At 66.8% G+C, this 25024-nt stretch carries 26 protein-coding genes; 18 read left to right on the top strand and 8 right to left on the bottom strand.

The window, feature by feature from the left end; all coding sequences use genetic code 11:
- The first annotated feature begins 58 nt into the window (after window positions 1-58).
- From ACSAMQ_RS04850 to ACSAMQ_RS04840, 3 genes are all read left to right on the top strand, one after another.
- Window positions 59-889: a helix-turn-helix transcriptional regulator gene (locus ACSAMQ_RS04850; RefSeq protein ID WP_435394564.1), complete on the top strand. Its 831-nt coding sequence runs from the start codon at window positions 59-61 to the stop codon at window positions 887-889.
- A 109-nt stretch (window positions 890-998) separates the two neighbouring features.
- A complete protein-coding gene (locus ACSAMQ_RS04845; RefSeq protein WP_435394563.1) occupies window positions 999-1154 on the top strand; it encodes a hypothetical protein in 156 nt (51 codons plus the stop codon).
- A gap of 2 nt (window positions 1155-1156) precedes the next feature.
- Complete coding sequence (locus ACSAMQ_RS04840; protein ID WP_435394562.1) at window positions 1157-2023, top strand: alpha/beta fold hydrolase; 867 nt, start codon at window positions 1157-1159, stop codon at window positions 2021-2023.
- A 76-nt stretch (window positions 2024-2099) separates the two neighbouring features.
- On the opposite strand, the gene bla is transcribed toward ACSAMQ_RS04840, so the two are convergent.
- Complete coding sequence (gene bla / locus ACSAMQ_RS04835; RefSeq protein WP_435394561.1) at window positions 2100-2996, bottom strand: class A beta-lactamase; 897 nt, start codon at window positions 2994-2996, stop codon at window positions 2100-2102.
- 276 nt (window positions 2997-3272) lie between these two features.
- On the opposite strand from bla, the gene ACSAMQ_RS04830 reads away from it, so the two are divergent.
- A complete protein-coding gene (locus tag ACSAMQ_RS04830; RefSeq protein ID WP_435394560.1) occupies window positions 3273-4193 on the top strand; it encodes a hypothetical protein in 921 nt (306 codons plus the stop codon).
- A 109-nt stretch (window positions 4194-4302) separates the two neighbouring features.
- Here ACSAMQ_RS04830 and ACSAMQ_RS04825 read toward each other — a convergent pair whose 3' ends face one another.
- Complete coding sequence (locus ACSAMQ_RS04825; protein WP_435394559.1) at window positions 4303-5853, bottom strand: MFS transporter; 1551 nt, start codon at window positions 5851-5853, stop codon at window positions 4303-4305.
- Between the two features lie 320 nt (window positions 5854-6173).
- Between ACSAMQ_RS04825 and ACSAMQ_RS04820 the strand changes: the two genes are divergently transcribed.
- The 9 genes from ACSAMQ_RS04820 (at window position 6174) to ACSAMQ_RS04780 (ending at window position 16749) form a co-directional block, all read left to right on the top strand.
- The gene (locus tag ACSAMQ_RS04820; RefSeq protein WP_435394558.1) at window positions 6174-7016 is read left to right on the top strand and encodes a LysR family transcriptional regulator; all 843 of its coding nucleotides are present in this window, start codon (window positions 6174-6176) and stop codon (window positions 7014-7016) included.
- A gap of 199 nt (window positions 7017-7215) precedes the next feature.
- On the top strand, window positions 7216-8904 hold the full coding sequence (locus tag ACSAMQ_RS04815; RefSeq protein ID WP_435394557.1) for a M28 family metallopeptidase: 1689 nt from the start codon (window positions 7216-7218) through the stop codon (window positions 8902-8904).
- Between the two features lie 266 nt (window positions 8905-9170).
- The gene (locus ACSAMQ_RS04810; protein ID WP_435394556.1) at window positions 9171-9941 is read left to right on the top strand and encodes a hypothetical protein; all 771 of its coding nucleotides are present in this window, start codon (window positions 9171-9173) and stop codon (window positions 9939-9941) included.
- Window positions 9942-10069: 128 nt separating this feature from the next.
- Window positions 10070-10819 carry a hypothetical protein gene (locus ACSAMQ_RS04805; RefSeq protein ID WP_435394555.1) on the top strand — a complete coding sequence of 250 codons (750 nt, stop codon included), beginning with the start codon at window positions 10070-10072 and terminating at the stop codon, window positions 10817-10819.
- 56 nt (window positions 10820-10875) lie between these two features.
- Window positions 10876-12336 carry an XVIPCD domain-containing protein gene (locus ACSAMQ_RS04800; RefSeq protein WP_435394554.1) on the top strand — a complete coding sequence of 487 codons (1461 nt, stop codon included), beginning with the start codon at window positions 10876-10878 and terminating at the stop codon, window positions 12334-12336.
- A 332-nt stretch (window positions 12337-12668) separates the two neighbouring features.
- The gene (locus ACSAMQ_RS04795; RefSeq protein ID WP_435394553.1) at window positions 12669-13667 is read left to right on the top strand and encodes a hypothetical protein; all 999 of its coding nucleotides are present in this window, start codon (window positions 12669-12671) and stop codon (window positions 13665-13667) included.
- 179 nt (window positions 13668-13846) lie between these two features.
- Window positions 13847-14557, top strand: coding sequence for an energy transducer TonB (locus tag ACSAMQ_RS04790; RefSeq protein ID WP_435394552.1), 711 nt, complete (start codon window positions 13847-13849; stop codon window positions 14555-14557).
- Window positions 14558-14705: 148 nt separating this feature from the next.
- Complete coding sequence (locus tag ACSAMQ_RS04785; protein WP_435394551.1) at window positions 14706-15611, top strand: LysR family transcriptional regulator; 906 nt, start codon at window positions 14706-14708, stop codon at window positions 15609-15611.
- 154 nt (window positions 15612-15765) lie between these two features.
- A complete protein-coding gene (locus tag ACSAMQ_RS04780; protein ID WP_435394550.1) occupies window positions 15766-16749 on the top strand; it encodes a cyclase family protein in 984 nt (327 codons plus the stop codon).
- Between the two features lie 4 nt (window positions 16750-16753).
- Here the strand turns inward: ACSAMQ_RS04780 and ACSAMQ_RS04775 are convergent, their stop codons facing one another.
- Genes ACSAMQ_RS04775 through ACSAMQ_RS04765 form a run of 3 tightly spaced genes read right to left on the bottom strand, consistent with a single transcriptional unit; the run spans window position 16754 to window position 18269 of the window.
- A complete protein-coding gene (locus tag ACSAMQ_RS04775; RefSeq protein WP_435394549.1) occupies window positions 16754-17227 on the bottom strand; it encodes an SRPBCC family protein in 474 nt (157 codons plus the stop codon).
- The gene (locus ACSAMQ_RS04770) at window positions 17224-17583 is read right to left on the bottom strand and encodes an ArsR/SmtB family transcription factor (RefSeq protein ID WP_435394548.1); all 360 of its coding nucleotides are present in this window, start codon (window positions 17581-17583) and stop codon (window positions 17224-17226) included. The genes ACSAMQ_RS04775 and ACSAMQ_RS04770 overlap by 4 nt, the downstream gene beginning before the upstream one ends.
- Window positions 17580-18269, bottom strand: a complete 690-nt coding sequence (locus ACSAMQ_RS04765) for a glutathione S-transferase family protein (protein WP_435394547.1) — start codon at window positions 18267-18269, stop codon at window positions 17580-17582. Before ACSAMQ_RS04765 ends, ACSAMQ_RS04770 begins: the two co-directional genes overlap by 4 nt.
- Before the next feature lie 265 nt (window positions 18270-18534).
- On the opposite strand from ACSAMQ_RS04765, the gene ACSAMQ_RS04760 reads away from it, so the two are divergent.
- Both ACSAMQ_RS04760 and ACSAMQ_RS04755 read left to right on the top strand, forming a co-directional pair.
- Window positions 18535-18957 carry a hypothetical protein gene (locus ACSAMQ_RS04760; protein WP_435394546.1) on the top strand — a complete coding sequence of 141 codons (423 nt, stop codon included), beginning with the start codon at window positions 18535-18537 and terminating at the stop codon, window positions 18955-18957.
- A 27-nt stretch (window positions 18958-18984) separates the two neighbouring features.
- Window positions 18985-19353: an ATP-grasp domain-containing protein gene (locus tag ACSAMQ_RS04755; RefSeq protein ID WP_435394545.1), complete on the top strand. Its 369-nt coding sequence runs from the start codon at window positions 18985-18987 to the stop codon at window positions 19351-19353.
- 38 nt (window positions 19354-19391) lie between these two features.
- Here the strand turns inward: ACSAMQ_RS04755 and fabR are convergent, their stop codons facing one another.
- Complete coding sequence (fabR, locus tag ACSAMQ_RS04750) at window positions 19392-20045, bottom strand: HTH-type transcriptional repressor FabR (protein ID WP_435394544.1); 654 nt, start codon at window positions 20043-20045, stop codon at window positions 19392-19394.
- Window positions 20046-20142: 97 nt separating this feature from the next.
- Here fabR and ACSAMQ_RS04745 point away from each other — a divergent pair, with 97 nt between their 5' ends.
- Together ACSAMQ_RS04745 and ACSAMQ_RS04740 are read left to right on the top strand one after the other, a co-directional pair.
- On the top strand, window positions 20143-21249 hold the full coding sequence (locus ACSAMQ_RS04745; RefSeq protein WP_435394543.1) for a ferredoxin reductase: 1107 nt from the start codon (window positions 20143-20145) through the stop codon (window positions 21247-21249).
- A 7-nt stretch (window positions 21250-21256) separates the two neighbouring features.
- Complete coding sequence (locus ACSAMQ_RS04740; RefSeq protein WP_435394542.1) at window positions 21257-22405, top strand: fatty acid desaturase family protein; 1149 nt, start codon at window positions 21257-21259, stop codon at window positions 22403-22405.
- Window positions 22406-22769: 364 nt separating this feature from the next.
- Here the strand turns inward: ACSAMQ_RS04740 and ACSAMQ_RS04735 are convergent, their stop codons facing one another.
- Entirely contained in the window at window positions 22770-23474 is a 705-nt protein-coding gene (locus ACSAMQ_RS04735) for a glutathione S-transferase family protein (protein ID WP_435394541.1), read from the bottom strand.
- A gap of 160 nt (window positions 23475-23634) precedes the next feature.
- Between ACSAMQ_RS04735 and ACSAMQ_RS04730 the strand changes: the two genes are divergently transcribed.
- Complete coding sequence (locus ACSAMQ_RS04730) at window positions 23635-24525, top strand: LysR substrate-binding domain-containing protein (RefSeq protein WP_435394540.1); 891 nt, start codon at window positions 23635-23637, stop codon at window positions 24523-24525.
- Window positions 24526-24544: 19 nt separating this feature from the next.
- On the opposite strand, the gene ACSAMQ_RS04725 is transcribed toward ACSAMQ_RS04730, so the two are convergent.
- The coding region (locus ACSAMQ_RS04725; RefSeq protein WP_435394539.1) for a pyridoxal-phosphate dependent enzyme at window positions 24545-25024 on the bottom strand (480 nt) is incomplete at its 5' end.

Genomic DNA, 25024 nt, shown 5'->3' with positions numbered 1-25024 from the left:
CGGGCATCCCAAAGTCGGCGCGTCGATCGTTCCCAGGCGGGACCGCGTCCAGGCAGGCATGTCCGAATTCACCGTAGCGCCGCTGTTGCAGACGCCGACCGTCGCGGTCTGGGACCTGTGCTGTCCCGGCAGCGGCGAGCATGCGCATGCCGAAGCCTGCGCGGGCGCGACTCACCTGGTGTTTCCCTACCGCGGCCTGTACGTACGCCAGGTCGGCGAGGATGCCGCGGTGGCCGAGGCTGGGCAGGTGTTGTTCTTCAACGCCGGCGAAGCCGGGCGCATCGCCCATCCGGTGCCCGGCGGCGACGCCAGCCTGGCGGTGTGGGTCGAGGAGGACATGCTGCGCGAACTCGCGCCCCCGGCCTTGTTGCGCGAAGGCGCCGCGCTGGCGTTCCGGCGACCGCGCCTGCGCATCGACCCGCGCGCGCAGGCGCTGGTGGCGCTGCTGCGCCACAGCCTGCGCGAGGACATCGCCGAGCCGCTGGAGGCCGAAAGCCTGGCCCTGACCCTAGTCCAGCGCTCGCTCGGGCCGCGCACCTCGCACGCGGCCGGCGCCAGCCTCGGGCGGCAGCGCCTGATCGACCGCACCAAGCTGGTTCTCGCCAGCGATCTGTCGCGGCGCTGGGCGCTGGACGAGATCGCCGCCGAGGTCGGGGTGTCGCCGGTGTATCTGACCCAGGTGTTCAAGCAGGTCGAAGGCCTGCCGCTGTACCGCTATCAGCTGCGCCTGCGGCTGGCGCGCGCGCTGGACCTGCTGGCGCAGTACGACGATCTGACCCAGCTCAGCCTGGAACTGGGATTCTCCAGTCATAGCCATTTCAGCGCGGCCTTCCAGCAGGCCTACGGCCGCAGCCCGACCGAATTCCGCCAGTCGGCCCTGCAGCGCTGAGGGCTCGGCGAGCGGGCGGCGGCAACTCGCTAAAGATTCTGACAGCGCCCCTGCGACGTCGATGGCCTACTGACATCGCCCGGCGTTCGGGCGATTCGGAGAAGCTGTCATGACGGAAAAAACCTGCGCGGCCTGCGACTGCCCGCTCGACGAGAACACCTACCAGGTCAAGATCGGCGGCAAGGCGGTGGAAGTCTGCTGCGACGATTGCGCACGCAAGCTCAAGGAGGCCTACGGTTCCGCCGCTGCGCCGGGTCAGGGCTGAACATGGACGGCGATCTTTCCTTCCCCACCCAGGCCAGCGTGCAGACACCGTCGGGCCGCATCGCCTACCGCGAGCAAGGCAGCGGTCCGGTCGCGCTGTTCGTCCATGGCGTATTGCTCAACGGGCATCTGTGGCGGCACCAGCTCGCGCATCTGTCCGCCCTGCGCCGTTGCATCGCGGTCGACCTGCTGGCGCACGGCGACACCGAGATCGCGCCCGACCAGGACGTGTCGGTCACCGCCAACGCGCGAATGCTCGCCGAATTCCTCGACGCCCTCGGCATCGACCAGGTCGACCTGGTCGGCAACGACAGCGGCGGCGGCATCGCCCAGATCTTCGCCGCCCTGCATCCGCAGCGCGTGCGCAGTTTCGCCCTGACCAACTGCGATACGCACGACAACTGGCCGCCGGAAGCGTTCAAGCCGTTCCTGGCGATGGCGGCCGGCGGCGGACTCGGCGATGCGCTCAAGGCCATGCTTGCCGACAAGAGCGTCTACCGTTCGCCGCAGGCATTGGGCCTGGCCTATGAAGACCCGCAGTCGCTGTCGGACGAGAGCATCGAGACCTATCTGCGGCCCTTGCTGCGCAGCGAGCAGCGCACCCGCGATCTGCAGCGTTTCCTGGCCGCGTTCGATAACGCGCACACGCTCGCCATCGAGCGCGAGCTCAGGCGTCTGCAGGCGCCGACCCTGATCGCCTGGGGCACCGACGACGTGTTCTTCCCGACCCGTTGGTCGCAATGGCTGGCCGATGCGATACCCGGCACCCGCAAGCGCGTGGAGTTCGAAGGCGCGCGGATCTTCTTCCCGGAAGAGCGTTGGGCCGAGTTCAACGACGAACTGCGCGCGCATTGGCAGGCCAGCGCCTGAGGATGCGCGATTCCGCGTCGCCTGCCGTCGCGCTGGGTGGCGCGGCGGCAGGCAGAGCTCTATCCGGGTGAAGGGTTTATCGCGGTTCGACCGGGCCGAGCAGCAGCCGCGCGACCGAGGCATGGATCGCATCGCGCCCGGCGCCGTCGAGGGTCGAGCCGGTCAGATAACAGGTGAGCAGAATCGGCGCGCGCTCCGGCAGCCAGACGATCGCCAGGTCGTTGCTGGTGGTGTCGGCGGTGCCGGTCTTGTCGCCGACCCGCGCGCCCTTCGGTACGCCGGCCCGCAGGCGCTTGTCGCCGGTACGGTTGGCGACCAGCCAGGCGGTGAGCTGGCGCTGCGAAGCCGGCTTGAGCCCGTCGTGCAGCAACAGTTTGCGCATCGTCGCGACCATCGCCAACGGCGAGGTGGTGTCGCGCGGATCGCCGGGGATGGCGCTATTGAGTTCCGGCTCCTTTCGGTCCAGGCGCGTGGTCGGGTCGCCGATGCCGCGCAGGAAGGCAGTCAGGCCGGCGGGGCCGCCGACCAGCGGCAGCAACAGATTCGCCGCGGTGTTGTCGCTCAGCGTCATCGTCGCCTCGCACAACTGGGCGACGCTGGCGCTGGAACCGGCCAACGGCGCGGTCATCGGCGAATAGGCGATCAGGTCGCTCTTGGCGATGGCTATCTTCTTTTGCAGATCCAACTTGCCGCGTTCGACCTCGCGCAGCACCGCCGCGGCGAGCAGAAACTTGAAGGTGCTGCACATCGGGAAGCGCTCGCGGCCGCGCCAGTCGAACTGCCGGCCGCTGCCGGTGTCGAGCATGGCGACGCCGAGGCGGCCGCCGCTGTTCTTTTCCAATGCGCGCAATTGCGCGCTCCAGTGGCTGGTGGACGCGGCAACCGCGGTCGCGGCGAATGCGTTCAGATGAGGGCCGAGGCCGGCGGTCAGCAGCAAGCCGCTGGCGCAGTGCAGGAAGTCGCGTCGATGCATGGGGGTCTCCTGTGGGTCACCGATTATTGAAAGCGCGGGGCCTGCCGACAAACGAAGTTTTCTAAGGGCTGCTACAAGATTTTCTTGCGGCGCCGTGGCGCCGTGGTGAGCGTGTGGATATGCGGCCGATTCATATCGCGCGGCGAGACCGGGCTGGGTGGCTGCGGCTAGCGCCGGTCCTGACCCGGCGAGGGACCGGCGTGGCGCGTCGCCCCGTTCATGCAACCGGCCGCGCATCGGTCGTATCTACAACCGCTGGCACCGGAACCCGTTCGCATGAGCCCCTACGCCCAACCCATCCTCATTACCTCCCTGGCCACCACGATCGCCGCTCCGATCCTGCTGGGACTGATCGGCCTGTGGCGCAGCCGCACCGCCTCGAGCGAGCCAGCAAGTCCGGCCGGTCCCTGGCGCTGGCAGCGCACGCTGCACTCCGGCCTGTTGTACGCGCTGTGCTTCAGCCTGATCTTCTTCATCCAGGAACTGTTCCTGGTGGTGCCCAAGGCATTGACGCCCGGGTTGCGCGCGACGCTGTACCACAACAATCACAACTGGACCGGCGACAATCCCCTGGCGCATCTGTTTCAGGGCACCGGCGCCTTGGCGATCGCGCTGACCGCGCTGGGCTTCGTCGTCTGGCTCAGGTCGCGCCCGCCGCGTACGGCCACCTGGCGTTTGTTCGCGATCTGGATGGCCTTCCACGGTTTCTTTCAGTCGCTGCCGCAGATCGTGGTCGGCGCGGTACTGCCGCAGAACGACGTCGGCATGGCCTTCGGCTATCTGCAGCTGACCGACGCCAGCAAATTCGTCGCCGGCCTGATCGCACTGGTGGTCATCGCCGCCATCGCGATCCGCTTCGTCGCGCCCCTGCTGGCCCTGGCGCAGGACCCGGCCGAAATCGCCACCCCCGGGCGGCGCAGCGGCTTCATCTTCCGCATCGCCACTTTGCCGGCGTTGCTCGCCTTGCCGTTGATCATCGCGATGCGCGTGCCCGGCAGCGTCGATCAGGTCGCGATCGTGCCGGTTGCCGAGTTCGTGATCGGTTTGTTCTGGATCCAGGCCAGCGCCTGGTGCGCGAGCTACCGCCTGCACGAGACCGTGACGGCGCCGCGTTCGTCGTGGGGGCCGCTGATCGCGGTAGCGGCGTTGCTGTTGATCTTCCAGACGGTGCTGCGGCCGGGCATCGCGTTCTTCTGAATGCCGCGGCCGCGCTCGCTGGTTGGGCACGCAACGGGGGGCTTTGCCGGTTAGTGCCTGCAATGTCGGCTTCGCCGGTTAGCGCTTGCAGCGGCCGGCTTTGCCCGGCCTAGCCTCCGCAGGCCTCGGCCGGCGTCGCCGATGCGCCGGCCGTGCGCAGCGGTGCGAACAGGAAGAAACTCAGCACGGCGAGCACGCACACGCCGAGGCCGCCGTACCACAGCACCCAGCCGAAGCCGTGCACGAGGGCCTCGCGCGCCACCGTCTGTGCATCGCCCGACAGCGCCAGGCCACCGGGCAGCGCGCCGACATCGCCGGCCGCGACGCGTCCGGCCAGGCTGCGCAGCTGCGTTCCGGCGAGCCCCGAACCATAGGCCGAACGCAGATGCGCGGCGATGCCGGCGACCAGGATCGAACCCATCAGCGCGATGTTGATCGCCAGGGTGATCAGGCGTGCGCTCATGTCGATGCCCGAGGCCATGCCGGTGCGCGAGGCCGGCACCGAGGCGGTGGTGGTATTGCTGACCGGCGTATTGGTCAGGCCGAGACCGCAGCCGGCCAACAACGCGCCCGGCAGCATCGTCATCCAGCTCGCGCCGGCCACCGCGCTGCCGTAACGCATCGCGATGAAGCCCAGGCCGATCGCCAAAAGGCCCAGCGGAATGATCCAGGCCGGCCGATAACGCGCCGACCAGCGCTCGGCCAGCGGCGGCATCGCCAGGGTCGGCAGGGTGTAGGCGAGCAAAGCCAGACCGGCGGCGACCGCGTCGTATCCCAGCGCACTCTGGAAGTAGATCGGCAGATAGATCATCAACGGCCAGAAGCTGAAGTTCATTCCGATCGAGCCCATGATCGCGCCGGAAAACGCACGGATGCGGAACACGCCGAAATCGAACATCGGATGCGGGTGGCGCCTTTCCACCCACGCGAACGCGATCAGGCTCGCTGCGGCGAACGCGAGCACGCCCAGCAGGCTCGCATCGGCGTAGCCCGCTTCCGGCGCCTGGGTGATGTAGTAGGTGAGCGCCAACACGCCCAGCGACAGGGTCGACAGGCCGCCGAGGTCCAGCCGATGCGACTGCGCCTCGCGCGATTCCTGTGCGCCCGCGGCGACCAGCGACCAGGTCAGCAGCGCCAGCGGCGCGTGCACCAGGAACACCCAGTGCCAGTTCGACAGCGCGACGATCGCGCCGCCGATGATCGGGCCGAAGCCCAGGCCGAAGCCGAACACGATGCCGAACACCGCGAATGCGCGGCTGCGTTCGCGGCCTTCGCGAAACTGGTGCGAGAGAATCGCGAACTGGCTGGTCAGCATGGCGCCGCCGGCCAGTCCCTGCAGGAAGCGTCCGCCGATCAGCACCGGCATGCTCTGGGCGAGGCCGCACAGCAGCGAGGTCAGGCCGAACGCGATCACGCTGATCACGAACACCCGCCGGCGCCCATAACGGTCGGCCAGAGTGCCGGCGGCCATCAACACGGTGGTGCAGGCAAGCGTGTAGGCGTTCATCACCCACTGCATGTCGCGCAGGTCGCCGTACAACTGGCGTTCCAAGGTCGGCAGGATCACCGGCACGCTGGAGATTTCCAGGCCGAACATCAACGCGGCCAGGCTGATCGCGGCGAGGGCGAGACGGTTCTTGGCGGAGGGGGACAGATTCATGGCGGCAGACTCACGACGGCGACGCGCTCGAAGATGGAAAGGAGAGACGATCGGAAGCCAATCGCGGCGTCGAAACTTCGGCGCGAGCGGATCCGCCGCGATGCCGCGCAGGCGTCGCGTGATCGTCGATGGGTGCGCAGGTGCGACCGCGCCTGTTTCGCGGCGATCGCAGGCATCGGGTTCAGCGCCGGCGGTTTCCCGCGATCGCTAGGCCGGATGCGATGGCGACCATTCTGGTCAAGCCGGACTCATGATGGAAATGATTTAATTTTGTAGAATTCATTAAAGGCCGTCATCAATCGGCCGAGCCCCAAACGGCCATGGACTTCGATCCGACCCTGCTGCGCACCTTCGTCGCGGTCAACGATGCCGGCGGCTTCACCCGCGCGGCCGAACGCCTGCATCTGACCCAGTCCGCGGTCAGCCACCAGATCCGCCGCCTCGAAGAGCAAGTCGGCCGCGCGCTGCTCCATCGCACCACCCGGCGCTTGACCCTGACCGAAGACGGCGAAGACTTCCTGCGTCACGCCGAGCAGATCCTGCAATCGCTCGACGCCCTGTCGCGGCGCTTCCAGCCGTCGCCGATCACCGGCGCGGTGCGGTTCGGCGTGCCGGAAAACTTCATCGGCGACCGGCTGCCCAATCTGCTGTGCCAGTTCACCCGCGCTTTCCCGAACGTGCGCATGGACGTCAGCGTGAGCATGAGCATGGACCTGCGGCAGATGGTCGATGCCGACGAACTCGATCTCGCCGTGGTCATCGCCTTGCCCGGCGAGAATGCGGACACGGTGCTGCGGCGCACCCGCTTCGTCTGGGTCGCGTCCGACAGCTTCGACATCGCCGCCGGCCGCTCGCTGCCGTTCGCGTTCTTCCCTTCGCCCTGCATCAATCGCCTGGTCGGCGTGTCCGCGCTCGACGGCACCGAGGTCGAGTGGCACGTCATGTTCACCTCGCCGAGCCAGCAAGGCTTGAACGCTGCGATCTCGGCCGGCCTGGGAATCACCGTGATGGTGGAGGACGACGTCCTGCCCGGCATGCGCATCGTCGACGGCGAATACGGCCTGCCGCCGCTGCCGCCGGCGGACTTCGTGCTGCTGCGCCGCCCCGGCGCCTGCACCCCCGCAGTGGCCGAGTTCGGGAAACTGGTGCTGGCCCTGCCGTAGGCGAGGGCGTGACCGCACGAACCCGGCGTAGCCGCGACCGCGCCCTCGCACTTGCGTTGCAACCGTCCCCTCGCACGGTGGTCACCGCCCCTCGGGCGGCGCCCCGGTCGGTCCGGGACGCGCCGGCAAGATGCCGTATGGCCGATGGACCCGCCCCGGGGGGATGGCTAGTATCGGGCGACCTACCAAGGGGCCCCCTATGAAACTGCTGACCGCCACTCCCCTGGCCGTGCTTTGCGCGGCTGCCCTGTCCCTGCCGGCGATCGCCGCGAAGCCGGCCAAGCCGCCGAAAGCGCCGGCGTTCGACGCCAAGCGCCTGTCCGAGCAGGTCAAGACCTTGTCCTCGGACGAATTCGAAGGCCGCGGTCCGGCCACCGCCGGCGAAACCAAGACCATCGACTACGTGGTCGCCCAGATGAAGGCGGCCGGCATCCAGCCCGGCGGCGACGTGCAGGGCAACAAGCGTCTGTGGACCCAGGCCGTGCCGCTGCTGCGCTCGGACATCGAGGGCGCGCCGAAGCTGTCGGTCACGGTGAAGAAGAAGGCCCGCGTCCTGACCCAGGGCAACGAGATCGCCGTGCGCGCCGCGCTCGACGGCTCCAAGGCCGTGGCGATCAAGAATGCGCCGCTGGTGTTCGCCGGTTACGGCGTCACCGCGCCCGAGCGCAACTGGGACGATTTCAAGAATGTCGACCTCAAGGGCAAGATCGCGGTCGTGCTGATCAACGACCCGGACTTCGAGACCGGCGAGGGCGAGTTCGGCGGCAAGGCCATGACCTACTACGGCCGCTGGACCTACAAGTTCGAGGAAGCCGCGCGCCGCGGCGCGGTCGGCCTGCTGATCGTGCACGAGACCGCGCCGGCGTCCTACGGCTGGGCCACGGTCAAGAACTCCAACACCAACACCATGTTCGACGTGGTCCGCGACGAACCCGGCAGCGCCCACCCGACCATGGAAGGCTGGATCCAGCGCGACTTCGCCGTCGATCTGTTCAAGCGCGCCGGCCTCGACTTCGACAAGCTCAAGAAGCAGGCGCAGACCCGCGACTTCAAGCCGGTCGTGCTCAAGGGCGTGACCCTGTCGGCCAATTACGCGGTCAAGAGCGAAGTCATCACCTCGCAGAACATCGTCGGCCGCGTCGAGGGCAGCAAGAAGCCCGACGAGACCGTCATCTACAGCGCGCACTGGGATCACCTCGGCGTCGGCGCGCCCGACGCCAAGGGCGACACCATCTACAACGGCGCCGTCGACAACGCCACCGGCACCGCCGCGTTGATCGAGATGGGCCGCGCCTTCGCCAAGGGCAAGCGCCCGCAGCGTTCGGTGGTGTTCCTCGCGGTGACCGCCGAGGAAAAGGGCCTGCTCGGTTCGGAGTTCTACTCGTCCAAGCCGCTGTACCCGCTGGCCAAGACCGTCGCGGTGATCAACATGGACGCGCTCGACCCGAGCGGCCCGGCGCGCGACTTCACCACCTCCGGCAGCGCCAAGCAGGAACTGCTGGACGAGCTGATCGCCACCGGCCAACGCTGGAACCTCAGCTACGTCACCGATCCCAAGCCCGAGGCCGGCCACTTCTTCCGTTCCGATCATTTCCCCTTCGCCAAGCGCGGCGTCCCGGCGATCTCGTTCGGTTCGGGCGAAGACAAGATCGACGGCGGCGCCGCCGCCGGCAAAGCCGAAAGCGACGCCTACACCCGCGACCGTTACCACCAGCCCGCCGACCACTGGGAAGCCAGTTGGACTTTCGGCGGCATGGTCCGCGACCTGCAGGTCCTGTACACCCTCGGCAACGACCTCGCCAACTCCAGGCGCTGGCCGAACTGGAGCGAGGATTCCGAGTTCCGCGGCCAGCGCGACGAAACGGCGGATCAGCGTCCGGCGAAGTAACCCCCGGCGACAGTCTGCACTGCTCGCGCGGTGTCGATAAAGAAACGGCCGCGGTGGAGCTCAAGCTCCCCGCGGCCGTTTTATTTGAGGTGGGCGTTTCGCGCGATTACCGCAACTTTCGTGTGCTCTTGTGCGGGGCCTGATTTGCGGTGAGCATGGCGATGAAGGCCTGAGTCGATAGTGTGATATTCCGGGGCTGTCGGAGGATGCGAAAAATCCCGGCTGCGATAGGAATGGAGTGCGATGAGCGCGCTATGGAGGCGTGAATGAGCCGCCAAAAAGCAAGCTGGGTGTCCTGTTTGCCGGATTTTCGGCGCGACGCCCTGCGGCCGGTCAGCCTCGCCGTGTCGTTGCTTTCGATCGCGTGCAACGGAAATGCAGAGAGCGAGACTGGTAACAGAGCCGCGTCAAGGCGGTTCGAATCGATTGCGGTTGGCTCCGGCTCGGTTCCTGCGCTTCCTGAAAAGAAGGAAAGTCCCCCGGCTGATACTTCTAAATCCACGCCTGTACCCGCATGTCCGTCGCATGAATTCAAGGCTTTCCTTCAAGCCTACGCCAACAGCGGTGATCTGCAAGCGGCCTATACGTCTGAGTCTTCCAGACACAAGTATCCCTATTACTGGAGACACAACACGGAGCCGGGCGATCCGGCGCGCCCTAAGTGGGTGACGGACGCAGATCGGAGCGTGGGGCGGGTCAAGTATCGCTACGATCCGGAGACCAGAAAATTTATCTGGGTCGGGAAGAGGCTGAAAGCCGGGCAGACGTGGAAGAGTGCCCGGGAAGATGAGACGCCCGTGTCTTTTGCGCAACTTCTCGACTTCAAAATTCGCAGAGTCTCTGCGGACCGGTACGACGTCCACTCTGACAGGGGCGAGATCGACACTTACGAGCTGAAATCGGGCTGCTGGCAATTTACTCAATATCTGGAGTTCGATCGAATCATGTCTTGCCGTTGGCCAGATCAGTGCAGGGTATGTCGGGAGTGGGAAGGCGGGGATGACAAGGGAAATTTGTGCGGCGACATGTGGTGGTAGGGCGGCAAGGGCTGTTGATACTGTTTGATATCGCAGATAGATCAGTGCTACGCCATTGTTCATTGATCTTGCTGGAAGCTGGGTTGTGCAGGACGGGATCTTTGGTCCTGTCCACGAAGGAGTGACGGATGAGCAGACGAGTGCAAGTCAGGAGCCATAGCAATAGCCTGGAAGTACGCCAGCTAATGGAGAAGGCTCTGCGGATGCCGTTAGGCAAGAGAAGGCTGGCACGATCGCTGCTGCATCTGCACGCATTGGTGGCGCTTATCCCGCTGACTGCTTGCGGCGGCGAGAGCCCTGCAGGTCAAGAAGCGAGTCGGAGTGGCTCCAGTCCACCTAGACCGGTCCAAGTCACACCAGTCGCTTCCATCAAGTCTCAGAAGCCGCTTGCATGTCCGTCTAAGAACTTCAATGCGTTTTTGAAGGAATTCGCCAATCGGATCGAAGTGCAGCGTGCCTTTACCTTGCGTCCAATCAAGGTGAAGACCCCGTACTACTGGCGGCATAACACCGAGCCAGGCGATCCCCGCTATCCGAAATGGCTAACGGAGACGAGCAAGGCCGTAATGCCGGACATAAAGTATAGATATGACGCAGAGAAGAAAGTTTACGTCTGGGATGAGGTGAAACTCGCGGAGGGAACGACGTGGTCTAGCCGTGGTGCAGATGGCAAGGCGCGTCGTGTTTCTCCATTGCCTTACTTCAAGGTTCGGGAAGTATCCGGTGATCGTTATGAAGTGGATTACATACGAAGTGGGACTGACTCGTTTGTCATGCGTTCGGGCTGCTGGCATTTCGAAGGGCACTGGGAAAGAGAGGCCATTGTCGATTGCAAATGGCCGGACGAATGCCGTAAGAAGCGTGAGCAAGGGGGTTAGCTAACGGCTGAGGATTAAGGCCCTTCGGTTGGATTGCTGCATCGGAAGGAAGCGCGATGGAAGATCAACTCAGGACCGCTTATAAGGTCACACAGCTAGGCGCTCCCAGGGGAGCTAACAATCTCCAGGTTAATGAGGTCGTCGAAGACTTCGATGGGCTCGTGACCCATCATCCCAAGGATAATCGTAGTGCTCATCTGAGGGGTGGGCTGGTTGTCGGTGGGCAGCCTGGTCGAGTTCACGCCTTTATCGACAGCGAAATCCAGGAAGTGGAGTTCGCGCGAAACGGCAACGATTACTTCGGGCTGAAACCCCACCAAGTTTTACTCAAAAAGGATCTGATGTTGGAAGATCCCGGCTTCCCGACGGGCAGTCTGAAAGCGCGTCAGGTTCCTGTGCCTTCCCCAGTGTCAGGCTATGTCGGACGCGTGAGCCACAGCCAGGGGCTGGTGGATATCTACGACCGAGAAGGAGGCGACCTCATCGCTCGAATTAGGCATATGGAACCCTTGGCCGTTTCGGAGAGAGAGGCGGTCGTTTACGGGCAGCAGATCGGAACCCAGGGAAATGCTCAAACCGGTGGGATCCATCTCCATATCGAAATGGACACTCGCTATTACCGCCAGTTCGAGAATTACGTAGCCGATCTGGTCGACGGCCGCCTGCCGATCGAGCCCGAGGGACGGGTAGGGGTGCAGCCTCGCCCGATCGCCGACGACGGCACGCTCCGCCTGGGCGAATCCAGCCTGCGCATCCGCGACTTGCAGAAGCACCTCAACGATCAGGGCTATGTCGGGGCCGATGATCGGCCGTTGCTGGAGGACGGTGTATATCGGCTGACGATGCAGCGCGCGGTCTTGGACTTCCAGCGCGACCAATGTTTGCCGCAGACCGGCGATATCGACCCGGCGTTGCTGAAGCGAATGCCGGCCTTGCCGCCACCGCCGATGGACCAGGCGATCGAAGGCCTGCGGGGCCGTGGGTCGTCCGACTCCGTACCGTCGTCTTCGCCCATTCCGGCGGGCGGACCGTGTTCGCCGCCATCCGGCACCCAGATCGATGAGGCCGGGCAACGGCGGCGGCCGTTGGAGCCGTTCTTTTCCAGCGCGCCGGAGGCAGGTTCGCCCAGTCCGGCAGACGTTCCGCTGGTGCAGACGATCCGCGACAGGCTCCCGGTGGCGTTCGCGCAGCACGGTCCGGTGCCGCCGGCCCGGGACCTGGATCGCATCGCCGCTTGTCTCGCGGTCGAGTGCCGGCAACGCGGGATCGGCAAGCCGGACCACGTCGTGGTCGGGCATCCCGCGCCGGACGGTTCGGGCCGGCACGTGTTTGTAGTCGCGGGTGCGCTGAACGACCCGGCGCATCTGCGGGCGCAGGTGGCCGGGCAGCAAGCGGCGACGACGCCGGTGCAGGACTCGCTGTCGAAGCTCGACGCCCTGCAGGTCCAGCGCAGCGAGGGTCAAGGCCTGGCGCAGCAGCAGGCCGAACAGCAGCGCCCGCTGTCGATGAAGGTGTAGCGCCCACTGGCCGTTTCCCACGGCCGATGAACGAGCGCGACCTGCATCGCGCTTCAGATTCGTCGTAGCGCACGTTGTCCCGGAAGCGTTCCCGCCGGCGCCCGATTCGTTCCCACATTCTTCCTCGAAACGTCGCGGGCGACTGCCTAGCGTGGTCGAGCCGGCGCGGTGTGCGCCGACGTGGCGGTCTCGGGTTCGAACGGCGCGCCCCGCGCGCCGGTGTCGGCGCAAGCCGGCCGTCGGGCCGCCATTCGGGCGTGTCGTCCGTTGCGTTTCGATCGGGCGCCGTCGCCGGCTTGGCTCGCCATGCTCCATCAACTCAAAGGAATGTCATGAACAAGAAAGTGCTGGTCACCGCGCTGTGCGCCCTGGTCGTGGGCCTGCCGCTGTCGTCCTGGGCGGAAGAGTCCGAGCAGGAAAGCCCCAAGGAAGAATGGGAACTGGCCGCGGCGACCGATCCGACGCCGCCGCAGGTGAAGAAGTTCGTTTCGATCCTCGAAGACCTGGATCGGCGCTACCCCGACAGCGGCCAGGTGGATGTCGAGAAATTCATGGAAGCCGAAGGCGAGGGCGTGGCGCTGAGCTATTGCGCCGTGCTCGGCTTCGACGGCGCCTGCGTGATCGAGGAAAAAGAGGGCGAAGAATTCTTCGTGCCCTACGTTCCGGCCCAGGCGACCGCCAAGGGCCTGCTGCGCTGGTGGGGCTGGCTGGAACCGCGTTTGTTCAGCGTCGGCGTGATTCCGCAGAGCAACTATTGTCCGAGCGGCTATTCCTGGTCGCAGATCCACATGGACGACGAAGACCGCCGCAACGCCAACAACCGCGGCGGCTGGATCGGCGCGACCGCTTCGGGCGGCAACACCACCTGGCGCTTCTGCAAGGTCGACACCGTGCGCGCCTTGTCGTTCCGTCCGCTGCCTTACACCGGCAACCACCACGACTACGCCGTCCTCAACATGGGCGTGTTCTGCCCCTCGGGCGCGCGCCGCTACACCCGCGTGCAGGAGAACGAGATCTGGCGCAACGCCAACAGTTCCTCGGGCGTGATCTTCCCGAACTTCCGCGTCTACAACACCTGGTTCACCAGCTACTGCCATTTCGACGGCGGCGCCTCGTCCTGGCTCGGCCACATGTCGAGCTTCCCGAAACTCGGCTTCGCCTACGGCGTGTTCGGCCCGCAGTCGATGCCGAGCAAGTACGCGCTGGCGCGCGGCTGGGTCCACCAGGACGACGAAGACATCCTCAACTGGAACGGCTGGTGGTTCGGTACCGGCGACGACGTCATGCACGGCGGCCGCAACACCTGGCGCGGTCTGGTCAAGGTCGAGTGAGTTCCGGCCGCACCGCGGCCGTCGCCGGTTTCCCTGTAGGCCGGCGGCGGCTGCGGCGCGGTTTTGGCCGACGGCACGATGTCGCAGGCCCGTCCGTCGCGCCGTCTGGGCCAGCTCGGCGGGAATCCACCCGGACGACGAGCGGGAGCGATTGCAAGCCAAGCCGTAAACGCGCATTTTTGGCGGCATGGAAGCGGCCCCGACGGTCCTTCCCACCATGCCGGTCGAGGGGGCGACTCATGCAGGCTTCGATTGCTTTGAATGCCGGTTCCGGACCCAGTCTGGCGCGAGCCGTGGTCATTGCCGGCGTCGTCGCCGTACATGCGGCTTTGCTGGTGTTGCTGTCGTTGCCGGTAACCGCCCCCCTGCGTTCCGCGATGGGCGGCAGCGACGACGAAATCGTCGAGGTTGCGATGCCGCCTATCGCTCCGCTCATCATCGGCTGCGGTTTCGGTTGGGAGCGCATGCAGGCGCGCGAGCGCGAACGCAGACTCATGACGATCCAGGGTGCCATCCGTTCGTCGGTCAGCCCCGTTCCCGCTTCCGATCCGATCGTGCCGAATGTGTTCGGCCGCGTCGTATCGCCCGAAACCGCCGCCATGCCCGCATTCGCCGACACAGTGCTGCGGATACTGGCCGCGCCGGCGCCGGCTTACCCGCTGCAAGCGCGGCGCGACCGTCTCAGCGGCGTGGTCGAGATCGAGGTCCTGGTCGGCGTCGACGGCAAAGCGCTGTCGGTATCGATCGTGCACAGCAGCGGCCATCGGGTGCTCGACCTGGCTGCCCGCGAGGTCGTCATGAAGCGCTGGCTGTTCGAGCCGGCGACGCGCGGCGGCGTGCCTGCGCAGGCCTTGACCCGGGTGCCTATCGAGTTCGTGCTCGAAGGCTGAGCGTCCTTAAAGGGCCCGCCATTACGGTCGGGGTGGTCGAGCCATCGGCATAGAGCCCGATTCGCCCATCCATCGCTCTATCGCGCCGCTTGCCGCAGCGCGCAGCAGGCGGACAATGGCGGGCCGCCCGCCCTCAATGCCACTCTCCATGGATGCCTTCACCCTGATGCGTTCGTTCCGCCGCATCGTCGAACTCGGCGGTCTGGCCAAGGCGGCGAAGGACCTCGGGGTGTCGCCGGCCGGGCTCAGCAAGCAGCTGCGCGCGCTGGAGGCGCATCTGGGCGCGGTGTTGATCCAGCGCACCACCCGGCGCATGAGCCTGACCGAGACCGGGCAGGCCTACTATCGCGAATGCGTGCGCCTGCTCGACGACCTCGAGACGCTGGAGGCCTCGGTGCGCCAGCAGTCGCAGCAGGTCGGCGGGCGCTTGCGGGTCAACGCGCCGATGTCGTTCGCCTTGAACACCTTGTCGCCCTTGCTGGCGGAGTTCCTGCAGCGCTATCCGGCCTTGGTCCTCGACCTGACCCTGGAAGACCGGTTGCTCGACGCGGTCGGCGAAGGCTTCGACGTCTCGATCCGCTTGCGCGCGCAGTTGCAGGATTCGTCCCTGATCGCGCGCCAGCTCGGCTCGGTCCGTCAGATGCTGTGCGCGGCGCCGTCTTATCTTGCCCAGCATCCTCCGTTATCGTCGACCGACGACCTGCAGCGGCATTCGCTGCTGCACTACAGCCTGGCCGAACCGCCGGGGGAATGGCCCCTGCACGGGCCGCAGGGGCCGGTGTCGGTGCAGGGACCCGCGCGGGCCACGGTCGGCAATAGCCTGGTGTTGCGCGATCTGCTCGTCGCCGGCCTCGGCATCGGTGCTTTGCCGTCGTTCCTGGCGGCGCCGGCGATCGCCCACGGCGCCCTGGTCGAAGTCTTGCCCGAGTACCGGTTCGCGCCGCGACACGTGTTCGCGGTGTATCCGACTTCGCGCCATCTGCAGCCGAAGGTGCGCGCCTTCGTCGACTTCCTGGCCGAGCGCCTGCCGGCCGCGCTCGCCGCGCATTCCTGAGCCGCAGCGAAAACTGTCGCAACGCCGTGGCGCTGTTTCCGCCGTCGCCGCCTGCGCATCCTGGGGCTTGTTCCGAACCGCCGCGCTCGCCGAGCGCCGGCTTCGGCGCTTCCCTTCATGCGTCGGCATCGGCCGGCGCGCCTCAGGAGTCGAGATGAAACTGCGTAACGTACTGCCGCGCCTGGGCCTGTCGGCCCTCGCCGCGATCGCCTGGTCCGCCCCGGCCTCCGAGGGCGTCGGCACCAGCCCTTGGGGGCCGTCCGACGAGATCGGCCGTCTCAACCTGATCACCCCGCAGTCGCGTGCGGCGATCCTGTCGAGGGTCGACGGCCGCAAGGCTTACGACCTGGCTACGGAGTACTACATCGGCATGCCGAGCTGGCAGGCCGCGGGCGACCCGCACTATCAGTTCTGGATGACCCACACCCCGCGCGGCACCGTGGTCGACGACCCGATGGGCGTGGGCCGCGAGATGAATCACAAGGTCAGCTACACCGGCGCGGCATTCTCGATGTACAGCCACAGCGGCACCCATATCGATGCACTCAACCACTTCGGCCTGGACGGCAAGATCTGGAACGGCTTCCGCGCCGACGAGCACCTCGGCGACCGCGGCTGGACCAAGACCGGCATCGAGAAATTCCCGCCGCTGATCGCGCGCGGGGTGATGATCGACGTGGCCGCGGCGCAGGGGCTGCCGATGCTGCCGGAGAACTACCGCATCACCCGCCAGGACCTGCAGAACGCGCTGGCCAGGCAGAAGGTCCGCCTGCAGCGCGGCGACATCGTGTTGATCCGCACCGGGCGCATGCAGCGCTTCGGCGACGCGAGCGGCTACATGGCCAACCCGCCCGGACTGGGCCTGGATGCGGCCAAGTTCCTGGTCGAGGACGGCGGGGCGATGATCGTCGGCGCCGACAACCTCAGCCTGGAGACCTTTCCCTCGGAGGTCGCCGGCGACTACATCCCGGTGCATACCTATCTGCTGGCCCAGCACGGCGTGCCGATCATGGAATTGGTCGCGCTGGAGGAGCTGTCGCGCGACCAGGTCTACGAGTTCGCCTTCATCGGCGGGCCGCTGAAGATCCGCGGCGGCGATGCCGCGCCGTTGCGGCCGATCGCCCTGCCGTTGCGCTGAGGGCTCAATGGGCGGCGGCCGGCTCGTGCAGCAACAGCGCGAGCCGGTCGAGCCCGAGTCCGGTGCCGCGGATGCGTTCCTCGCGGTCTTGGTGGCCGTCGAGGAACACGAGCTGCTCGGTGAAGCGCATGCGCGTGCCGGCGCCGCCGGCCTCGAACTCGACCGTCGCCAGGGAGATCGACAGGTGGCGGTCGTCGAGGTGCATGTCGTAGGCGTAGACGATGCGCTGGTCGGGCACGATGTCGAAGTATCGGGCCTGGAACAGGTGCACGGTGCCGGCCGGCGTGACGACGCGGTTGAGTTCGTTGCCGCCGGGGCGGAAATCGAGCTCGTAACCGCTGTTGACCATTTCGTCGTGACAGACGAACCAGCGGCGTTTGGCCTCCGGGGTCGACCAGGCGCGGAAAGTGCGTGCCGGCGATGCCGGGAATTCGCGTTCGATGACGAACTGGGTGTGGAGGGTCGAACGCTGTTTCATCGCAAATCTCCTGAGCCGGTTTCGTCTTCGAGCAGATAACGTGCCAGCGCGTCGAACTGGCGATTGAGTTGCGCCTTGCGCGCGGCGACCCAGGCCTCGACCTCGGCCAGGGCGTCCGGGGCGATGCGGTAGGTGCGCACGCGCCCGACCTTTTCCGACATCACGATGCCGCCGGATTCGAGCACCGCCAGGTGCTTGACCACCGACGGCAGCGCCATCGCCAATGGACGTGCGAGTTCCGACACCGAAGCCGGGCCTTCGCTCAGGCGGTCGACCATGCCGCGCCGGCTGGCATCGGCGAGCGCATGGAACATGCGGTCGAGCCGCGCCGGGTCGACGAAGGGCCGGGCCTTCATGGCGCACCGCCTCGCAGGAAGCGCTCGGGCATCGCATCGACGAACGGGAACATCGAGAAGTAAGGGCGCGCCTCGGCGAGGGTGCGCTGGACCGACGGGCGCGCGACCAGGCGTTCGAAGTAGGCGGCGAGATGGGTGTGGCCCGGCGGAAACGGCGCGACGATGCCGGCATAGAACAAGGCCGGCGCCGCGGCGCAATCGGCCAGGCTGAAGTCTTCGCCGCAGGCCCAACGGCGTTCGCCCAGGCGCGGTTCCAGCATGTCGTAGGCGGTCGCGAGCGTGGCCCGGGCTTCGGCGACACCATGAGGGTCGCGCGAGGCTGGCGGGCGGATCCGGTCGATCACGATCTTCTGCACCGGCGCCTGCACGTACAGGTCGAAGAAGCGATCCCACAGGCGCACGTCGAGGCATTCGTCCTGATCGTGCGGCAACAGCGGCCGCGCCCCGGGGTAGTGCTGCTGCAGGTATTCGATGACGACCGTGGTCTCGGGGACGGTGCGGCCGCGCGCGTGGTCGTGCAGCACCGGCATCTTGCCGAGCGGCCACAGTTCGCAGAACCCGGCCCTGGCGTCGGGGTCGCCGAGGTCGACCAGATGCGACTCGAAGGCGGTGCCGTTTTCGTACAGGGCGATCAGCACCTTGTGGCAGAACGAGGCGAGGGGATGCTGGTACAGGGTCAGGGACATGGCGGATTCCTGGGGGGCGGGCCGGGGAACGGTGTGGGGGGGGGCGTCGTCGTTTGCCGTCACCCCAGCCCTCTCCCGCACGCGGGAGAGGGGGCTGAAAGCGGAGCGGGACGAAAGGTTTCTATTTTGGCTAAGTATTAGCGCAGGTGCCCGAACTTCGCAAGGATTGTTTCCGGGTTGGCTTAGTGTTGGGGCGGCAAGCCTCCCTCGCATACCGAACGTCGACTGGCCGACAATCGCGGCTGTCGAACGGAAGGACCCGTGCATGAATCTCGCTCTCGTCGAAGGTGCCTTCGCGATTCTCAGCGCGCCGATAGGCGTCGCGATTTACGTCTTCGATTTCGAGTTGTATTTCCGCTGCACTCATCCGCCTCAGTTCGAGGCCGAGACGCCGGCGATCTTGCGCATCGGCGCCATCGAGGACTACCAGGCTCAGTACCGCGAAGCGCTCGACTGGGGTTTGCGACTGGTCAATTCGCCCGAGGAATATCGGCGCTCCAGCGAGTTGGAGGCTTGGTATCCGCTGCTGGCCGACATGACGCCGCGCACAGTGTTGTTTGACTCGCTGCCGGCGGTGGAGGTCGTCGAACGCGAGTTTTCCTGGCCGATCTTCCTCAAGGGGTCGCGGCAAACCAACCGACACAGCGCCGATATGTCGGTGATCCGCGACCCCGCGCAGTACCGCTGAGCGGCCGAACGCTATCGCAAGGACCCGGTGCTGCACTGGCAGAAGGCAGCGATACGCGAGTTCGTCGACCTGGTCCCGGTGGACGGCAGCATGCCAGGCAAGGTGCGGGCTTCGTTCGAGTTCCGTTCGTTCTGGTGGCAGGGCCGATGCGTCGGCTGGGGGCGTTATTGGTATCAAGCCGCCGACTACGGTTGCGACGATATCGAGGCCGGACTTGAGTTGGCGCAAGAAGCCGCGGCGCGACTGGCCGTCCCATTCCTGGTAGTCGATTTCGCCAAGACGATGGACGGGCGTTGGATCGTCATCGAATGCAACGATGCGCAGGAGTCGGGTTACGCGGCAGCAAGGCCGCGTGAGTTGTGGACGAATTTGCTGGAATGCATGCGCGAGTTATGAGTTCGCGCGTGTTCGAGCGGATTGCGCACGACCGGAGACTAGGCCTTGCCCGCCGCCGCCATCGCCCGCGACCCCGCCAGGATGATCCGCACCATCGTGCTCATCTGCTCGATGAGTTCGTGGTCCTTCTCGCGCGGCATGTCCATCGCGGTGGCGCCCATCGCGAACACCAGGCGGGTGATCGAGCGCGCCACCAGGGCCGGTTCGTGCAGGGTGATCTTGTCGATCGCGGCCAGCCGGATCAGGTCGACGCGCAGTTCTTCCTCGAAGAACGACAGCTCGCGGTCGACCGCGCGCTTGAAGGCGTCCGAGCCGACCGTGCCCTCGCGCAACAACACGTGCAGCAGTTTGTCGTCGGCCCGTAACTGTTCCATGAAAGCCTCGATGGAACTGCGCACGATGCTGCGCCGGGTCGCGGCGCGGTGACGGGCCTCGCCGACGATCTTGCGCAGCGACTGGCCGGCCAGGTCGATCAGGGCCACGGCGAGTTCGTCGGTGTCGCGGAACTGGCGATAGAAGCTGTTCGGAGCGATGCCGGCCTCGCGGGCGACCTCGCGCAGACTCAGGCTCGACACGCTGCGGTGCGGGCCGATCAGCTTGAGCGCGGCGGCGATGAGGTCCTCGCGCGAAATCGTCGCCTTGCGGCCCGGGTGCGAATCGACATCTATGTCTGAATGGAAGCGTTGGCTCACGGGGCTGGCACCAGGACGATGGCGAACATGATACTCCCGGCACGGAATTAATATACGGTTGTGCACACATTTGTGCTCATATGTGTATAGTGCCGCCATGAACGCTGCTCTTCGTCCCTCCCGCGCCCGCCCGCACAGCCGCCTGAAACGGCTGATCGCACCGTTGGTTGCGCCGCAAGTCTTTGATTTCTGGGCCTCCCGCTTCCATCCGACCTGGACCTGGGAGCGCCCGCTGGCGCGCATCGTCGCCCGCGAGCCGGCTTCGGCCGACGCGGTGACCCTGCTGCTGGCGCCGAACCGGCACTGGGCCGGCTGCCGCCCCGGCCAACATCTGATGATCGGCGCGCGCATAAACGGCGCCCTGGTCTCGCGCAGCTACAGCGCGGCGCAGGCGCATCGCGCCGACGGCCGCATCGCGATCACGGTCAAGGCGATCGAAGGCGGCAAGCTCAGTCGTCACCTGCACGATCACGCGCAAGTGGGCGACGTGCTGGAAATCGGCGCGGCCTTCGGCGAGATGACCCTGCCCGAGCGCGCCGACGGCGCGTGGTTGTTCCTGGCCGCCGGCAGCGGCGTCACCCCGTTGATGTCGATGGTGCGCGAACTGGCGGCCAAGGGCATGCCGGCCGAACTGACCCTGCTGTATTGGGCGCGCCGCCGCGAAGAACTGTGTTTCGTCGACGAATTGCGCGCGATCGCCGCGGCGCATCCCGGCTTCCGCGTGCGCTTCCTGCTGACGCGGCAAGAGGCCGGACAGGCCGACGAGACGACCGGCCGCATCGATGCGGCACAGTTGTCCGAACTGGTTCCCGACCTGGCCTCGCGCCAGGTCTATGCCTGCGGCCCCGGCGGTTTCGTCGATGCCGCGCGTGCGCACACGCAGGCCCAGGCGCGTTCGTTCGCGGCCGAGGCCTTCACCCCGCCGCCGCGCACGCTCGACGAAACCGGCACGGTCGAAGTGACCCTGGCGCGCAGCGGCCGCACCCTGCAGCTGCCGCGCGGGCAATCGCTGCTGACCGCGCTCGAAGCCGAAGGCCTCAAGCTTGCTTCCGGCTGCCGCATGGGCCTGTGCAACACCTGCTCCTGCGGCAAGAGCTCCGGCAGCACCCGGCACCTGCACACCGGCGAGGTCCAGGCCGAACCGGTTTCCGCGCTGCGCCTGTGCGTGAACAGCGCCGGCAGCGACCTCGTCCTCGATCTGTGATCCGCCCATGACCCGTACCTTCCGCAATCGCGCACTGACCCCGCAGGAACTCGACCGCTTCGGGGAAGAGCTCGACGCGCTGCGCGCGCGCACCGTCGCCCAGATAGGCGGCGTCGATGCCGCCTACATCCGTCGCGTCGTCGCCGCGGTGCGCTACACCGGCCTGCTCGGCCGCCTGTTGCTGTACGTCGGTGCGCTGGGCCTGGCGCTCGGCGGCGCGTTCGTCACCTGGATGATGGTGCCGGCATGGATTCTCGGCACCTTGTCGCTGGGCCTGTCGAAGATTCTCGAGAACATGGAGGTCGGCCACAACGTCATGCACGGCCAGTACGACTGGATGCGCGACCCGCACCTGGACGGCAAGACCTACGAGTGGGACATCGTCGCCACCGGCGACAACTGGCGCAGGACCCACAACTACCAGCACCACACCTGGACCAACGTGCGCGGCATGGACGACGACATCGGCTACGGCCTGCTGCGTCTGTTCCCCGAGCAGCGCTGGCGCCCGTTCTACCTCGTGCAGCCGTTCATCGCGGTGGTGTTCGCGCTGCTGTTCGAGTGGGGCGTGGCGATACAGGACCTGCGCCTGGGCCGTTGGCTGACCGGCAAGACCAAGCACAAGGCGATGTGGCGCAAGTTCGTCCCGGTCGGCCGCAAGATGGGCAGGCAGATGCTCAAGGACTACGTGCTGTTTCCGCTGCTGGCGGGCCCGTTCTTCCTGCCGGTGCTGCTCGGCAATCTGGTCGCCAACGTGATGCGCAACCTGTGGACGTATACGGTGATCTTCTGCGGCCACTTCACCCACGACGCGGAAGTGTTCCCGAAGGAATCGGTGCGCAACGAGTCGCGCGGGCATTGGTACCTGCGCCAGCTGCGCGGTTCCTCGAACCTCAGCGGCGGCAAGTGGATGGACCTGATGACCGGCAACCTGAGCCATCAGATCGAGCACCATTTCTATCCCGATATCCCGGCCTGGCGTTACGCCGCGATCGCGGTGGAAGTGCGCGAGATCTGCGGCCGTTACGGCCAGCATTACGACACCGGCTCGCTGCCGCGCCAGTTCGGCGAAGTGGTCTGGCGCATCCTGCGCCACGCTTGGCCGAGCCGTCCGCGCGGCCGCCGGTCCTTGGTGCGGGCCGAGGCGCAGGCTTGAGGCCATAGGTGGGCTGATCGCCGCGCTTCGGATGCGTAACCGCTGCGAAGCAACAGCAGCCCTAGCGACAACGCAACAGCAACAGCAAATCCCCGCGTCCGCTACGCGGTCGCGCCCCCTTTCCAAAGGGGGCCGCCTGCCCACCGCCGACGTATTTCCCGTCTCTGGCGGCGAGCCTGCTCCTCGATGGTTTCCGGCTCCGACCGCCGGCTCCTGGCTGAAGCTCGCAACGACTCCCCGACGAACTTCGTTTGCGACGGATCGCTGAAGGCCTATTCCCCCTTTGAGAAAAGGGGAGGGATTTGCTCTGCTTTCGCCTCGAAAGCGGCAACGACGTCATCGCCGTTGCCGCCCGTCCGCTGCATCAAGCCGCGCGCTTCGACTCGCTCGCCGCTTCCAGGCCGATTTCGCCCTGGAACCCGCCGCTGCTCTTGGCCGGGCGTTGATCCTCGATGGCATGGGCGAAGATCACCGCCGGGTCGGCTTCCAGCTTGTCGTACAGGCGCTGCAGGTTCGGGTAGTTGCGGCGGTCGACGACCGAGTGGTACTTGGTCCAGCGCGCGATACCGATGAAATAGGCGTCGGCCAGAGTGCGCTGTTCGCCGAGCAGCCACGGCTTGTCGCCGAGCATCCGCTCCAGCTCCGCATGCGCGCGTTCGACCTTGGCACGGCCGTACTCGGTCAGCGCGGCCTTGGTCGCCGCATCCACTTCGTGTTCCAGCACATGCCACAGCGGGCTGAAGGCGTTGAAGAAGGTGGTGTTGAGGAAGGCCAGCATGCGGTTGAGCTCGTCGAACTCGCGGCTGCCCTGCTCGAAGGCGATGCCGCTGGCGACGGCGCGGGCGCCGATGTGGTTGAGGATCGCCATGCTCTCGACGACCACGTCGCCGTTCGCGGTCATCAGCGAGGGCGTCTCGCCGACCGGGTTGATCGCGCGGTAGGCATCGGTGTGGATCATCTCGGGCATTTCGACCCGGACCAGGCGATAAGGCTGGCCGGACCATTCGAGGGCGACGATGGAGCCGAACGAACAGCCGGACGGGACGCCGTAATAAAGGATCGGGGACATGAGTTTTCTCCAGGTGAGGGGTGGGCCCGTCTTGCGGGGTGAGCTCACTGTATTGGTGTGGACTTTGGCTGTGTAGTCGGCAAAAAATGGACTCAAAGTCTCTGTGTGTGTACTTTGCATCCGGATCGGCGCCAAGCCGGATACGGACAGGGCCGCAGTCATGCTCAACCTCAACGATCTGGTCCTATTCGCCGCCGCGGTCGAGCACGGCGGGTTCGCCGCGGCCTCGCGCCGGCTCGGGGTGCCCAAGTCGACGGTCAGCAAGCGCGTCGCCGCGCTCGAAGACGAACTCGGCGTACGCCTGATCCATCGCACCTCGCGCAGCTTCACCCTCACCGACGCCGGCCGCGCCTTCCACGAACATGCGCACGCGGCCTTGATCGAGACCGAAGCGGCCGAGGCGGTGGTGCGCAGCCGCGTCGCCGAGCCCAGCGGCCGGGTGCGCATCACCGCCGGCGTGCCGACCGCGCAGGATTACCTCGCCCCGCACCTGCCCGCGCTCGCGCGCACCTATCCCCGCCTGCACCTGCAGCTCGACGTCACCGACCGGTTCGTCGATCTGGTGCAGGAGGGCTACGACATCGCCGTGCGCAGCCATTTCGCGCCGTTGCCGGATTCGGGCCTGATCCAGCGTCAGGCGCTGGTCGAATCGATCGTGCTGGTCGCCGCGCCGGCTTATCTGGCCGAGCGCGGTTGCCCGACGACGCCGCAGGAACTGGCCGCGCACGACGGGCTGCTGACCGGGCAGTCCTCGGCCACGACCTGGAGCCTGGCGAATGCCGCCGGCCATCGCATCGAGGTCGCGCCGGTCGCGCGCATGACCGCCAACGAGGGCCGGGTGCTGTCGACCGCAGCGCAGGGCGGGCTCGGCATCGCCTGCCTGCCGGAGCGGATGTGCCGCGACGAGCTCGACCACGGCCGGTTGGCGCGGGTGCTGCCCGAATGGATCGCCGGCCGCGTCACCACCACCTTGGTGATGCCGCATCGGCGCGGGCAACTGCCCGGGGTGCGGGCGACGGTCGAGTTCCTGATCGACTGCCTGAAGAACTGATCGATCCCGCGATGCAGCGCTAGCCGAGCGATGCAGCGTCGCCTTCGCTGATCACCAGCAACACCCGGCTGTCGCCGCCGAGGGCATGCGCCGCGCGCAGCCTGGGATCGGCCGATACGCGCAACAAGCCGGCGAGCCCGGCGGCGCCGGAGGCGGTGCTGCGCGGGCCGCCGCCGGCGCGCAAGGCGTCCACGGCGAGTCGCAGCATCGATTCATCGACGCCGACGCCGCGCGCACCGTGAGCCCGCAGTACCGCCAGCGCCGGCGCCGACGCCAGTCCGCAGGACAGCATTCCGGCGGCGGTCTCCAGGTCGCCGTCGATCGGCACCGGTACGCCGGTTTCCAAAGCGCGTGTCACGCACGCGGCCGAGTCGGGTTCTACGACGACGATGCGGGCGGAGGCGTGCAACTCGGTGCGCAGGCCGACGGCGAGCGCCGCGGCCAGCCCGCCGACGCCGGCCTGGACGAACGCGTGGCTCGGCGGGCCGCCCGCGTCGCC

The sequence above is a fragment of the Lysobacter sp. 1R34A genome, assembly GCF_051217035.1.
Classification (GTDB): domain Bacteria; phylum Pseudomonadota; class Gammaproteobacteria; order Xanthomonadales; family Xanthomonadaceae; genus Lysobacter.
This window is presented reverse-complemented; position numbering and strand designations above follow the sequence as displayed.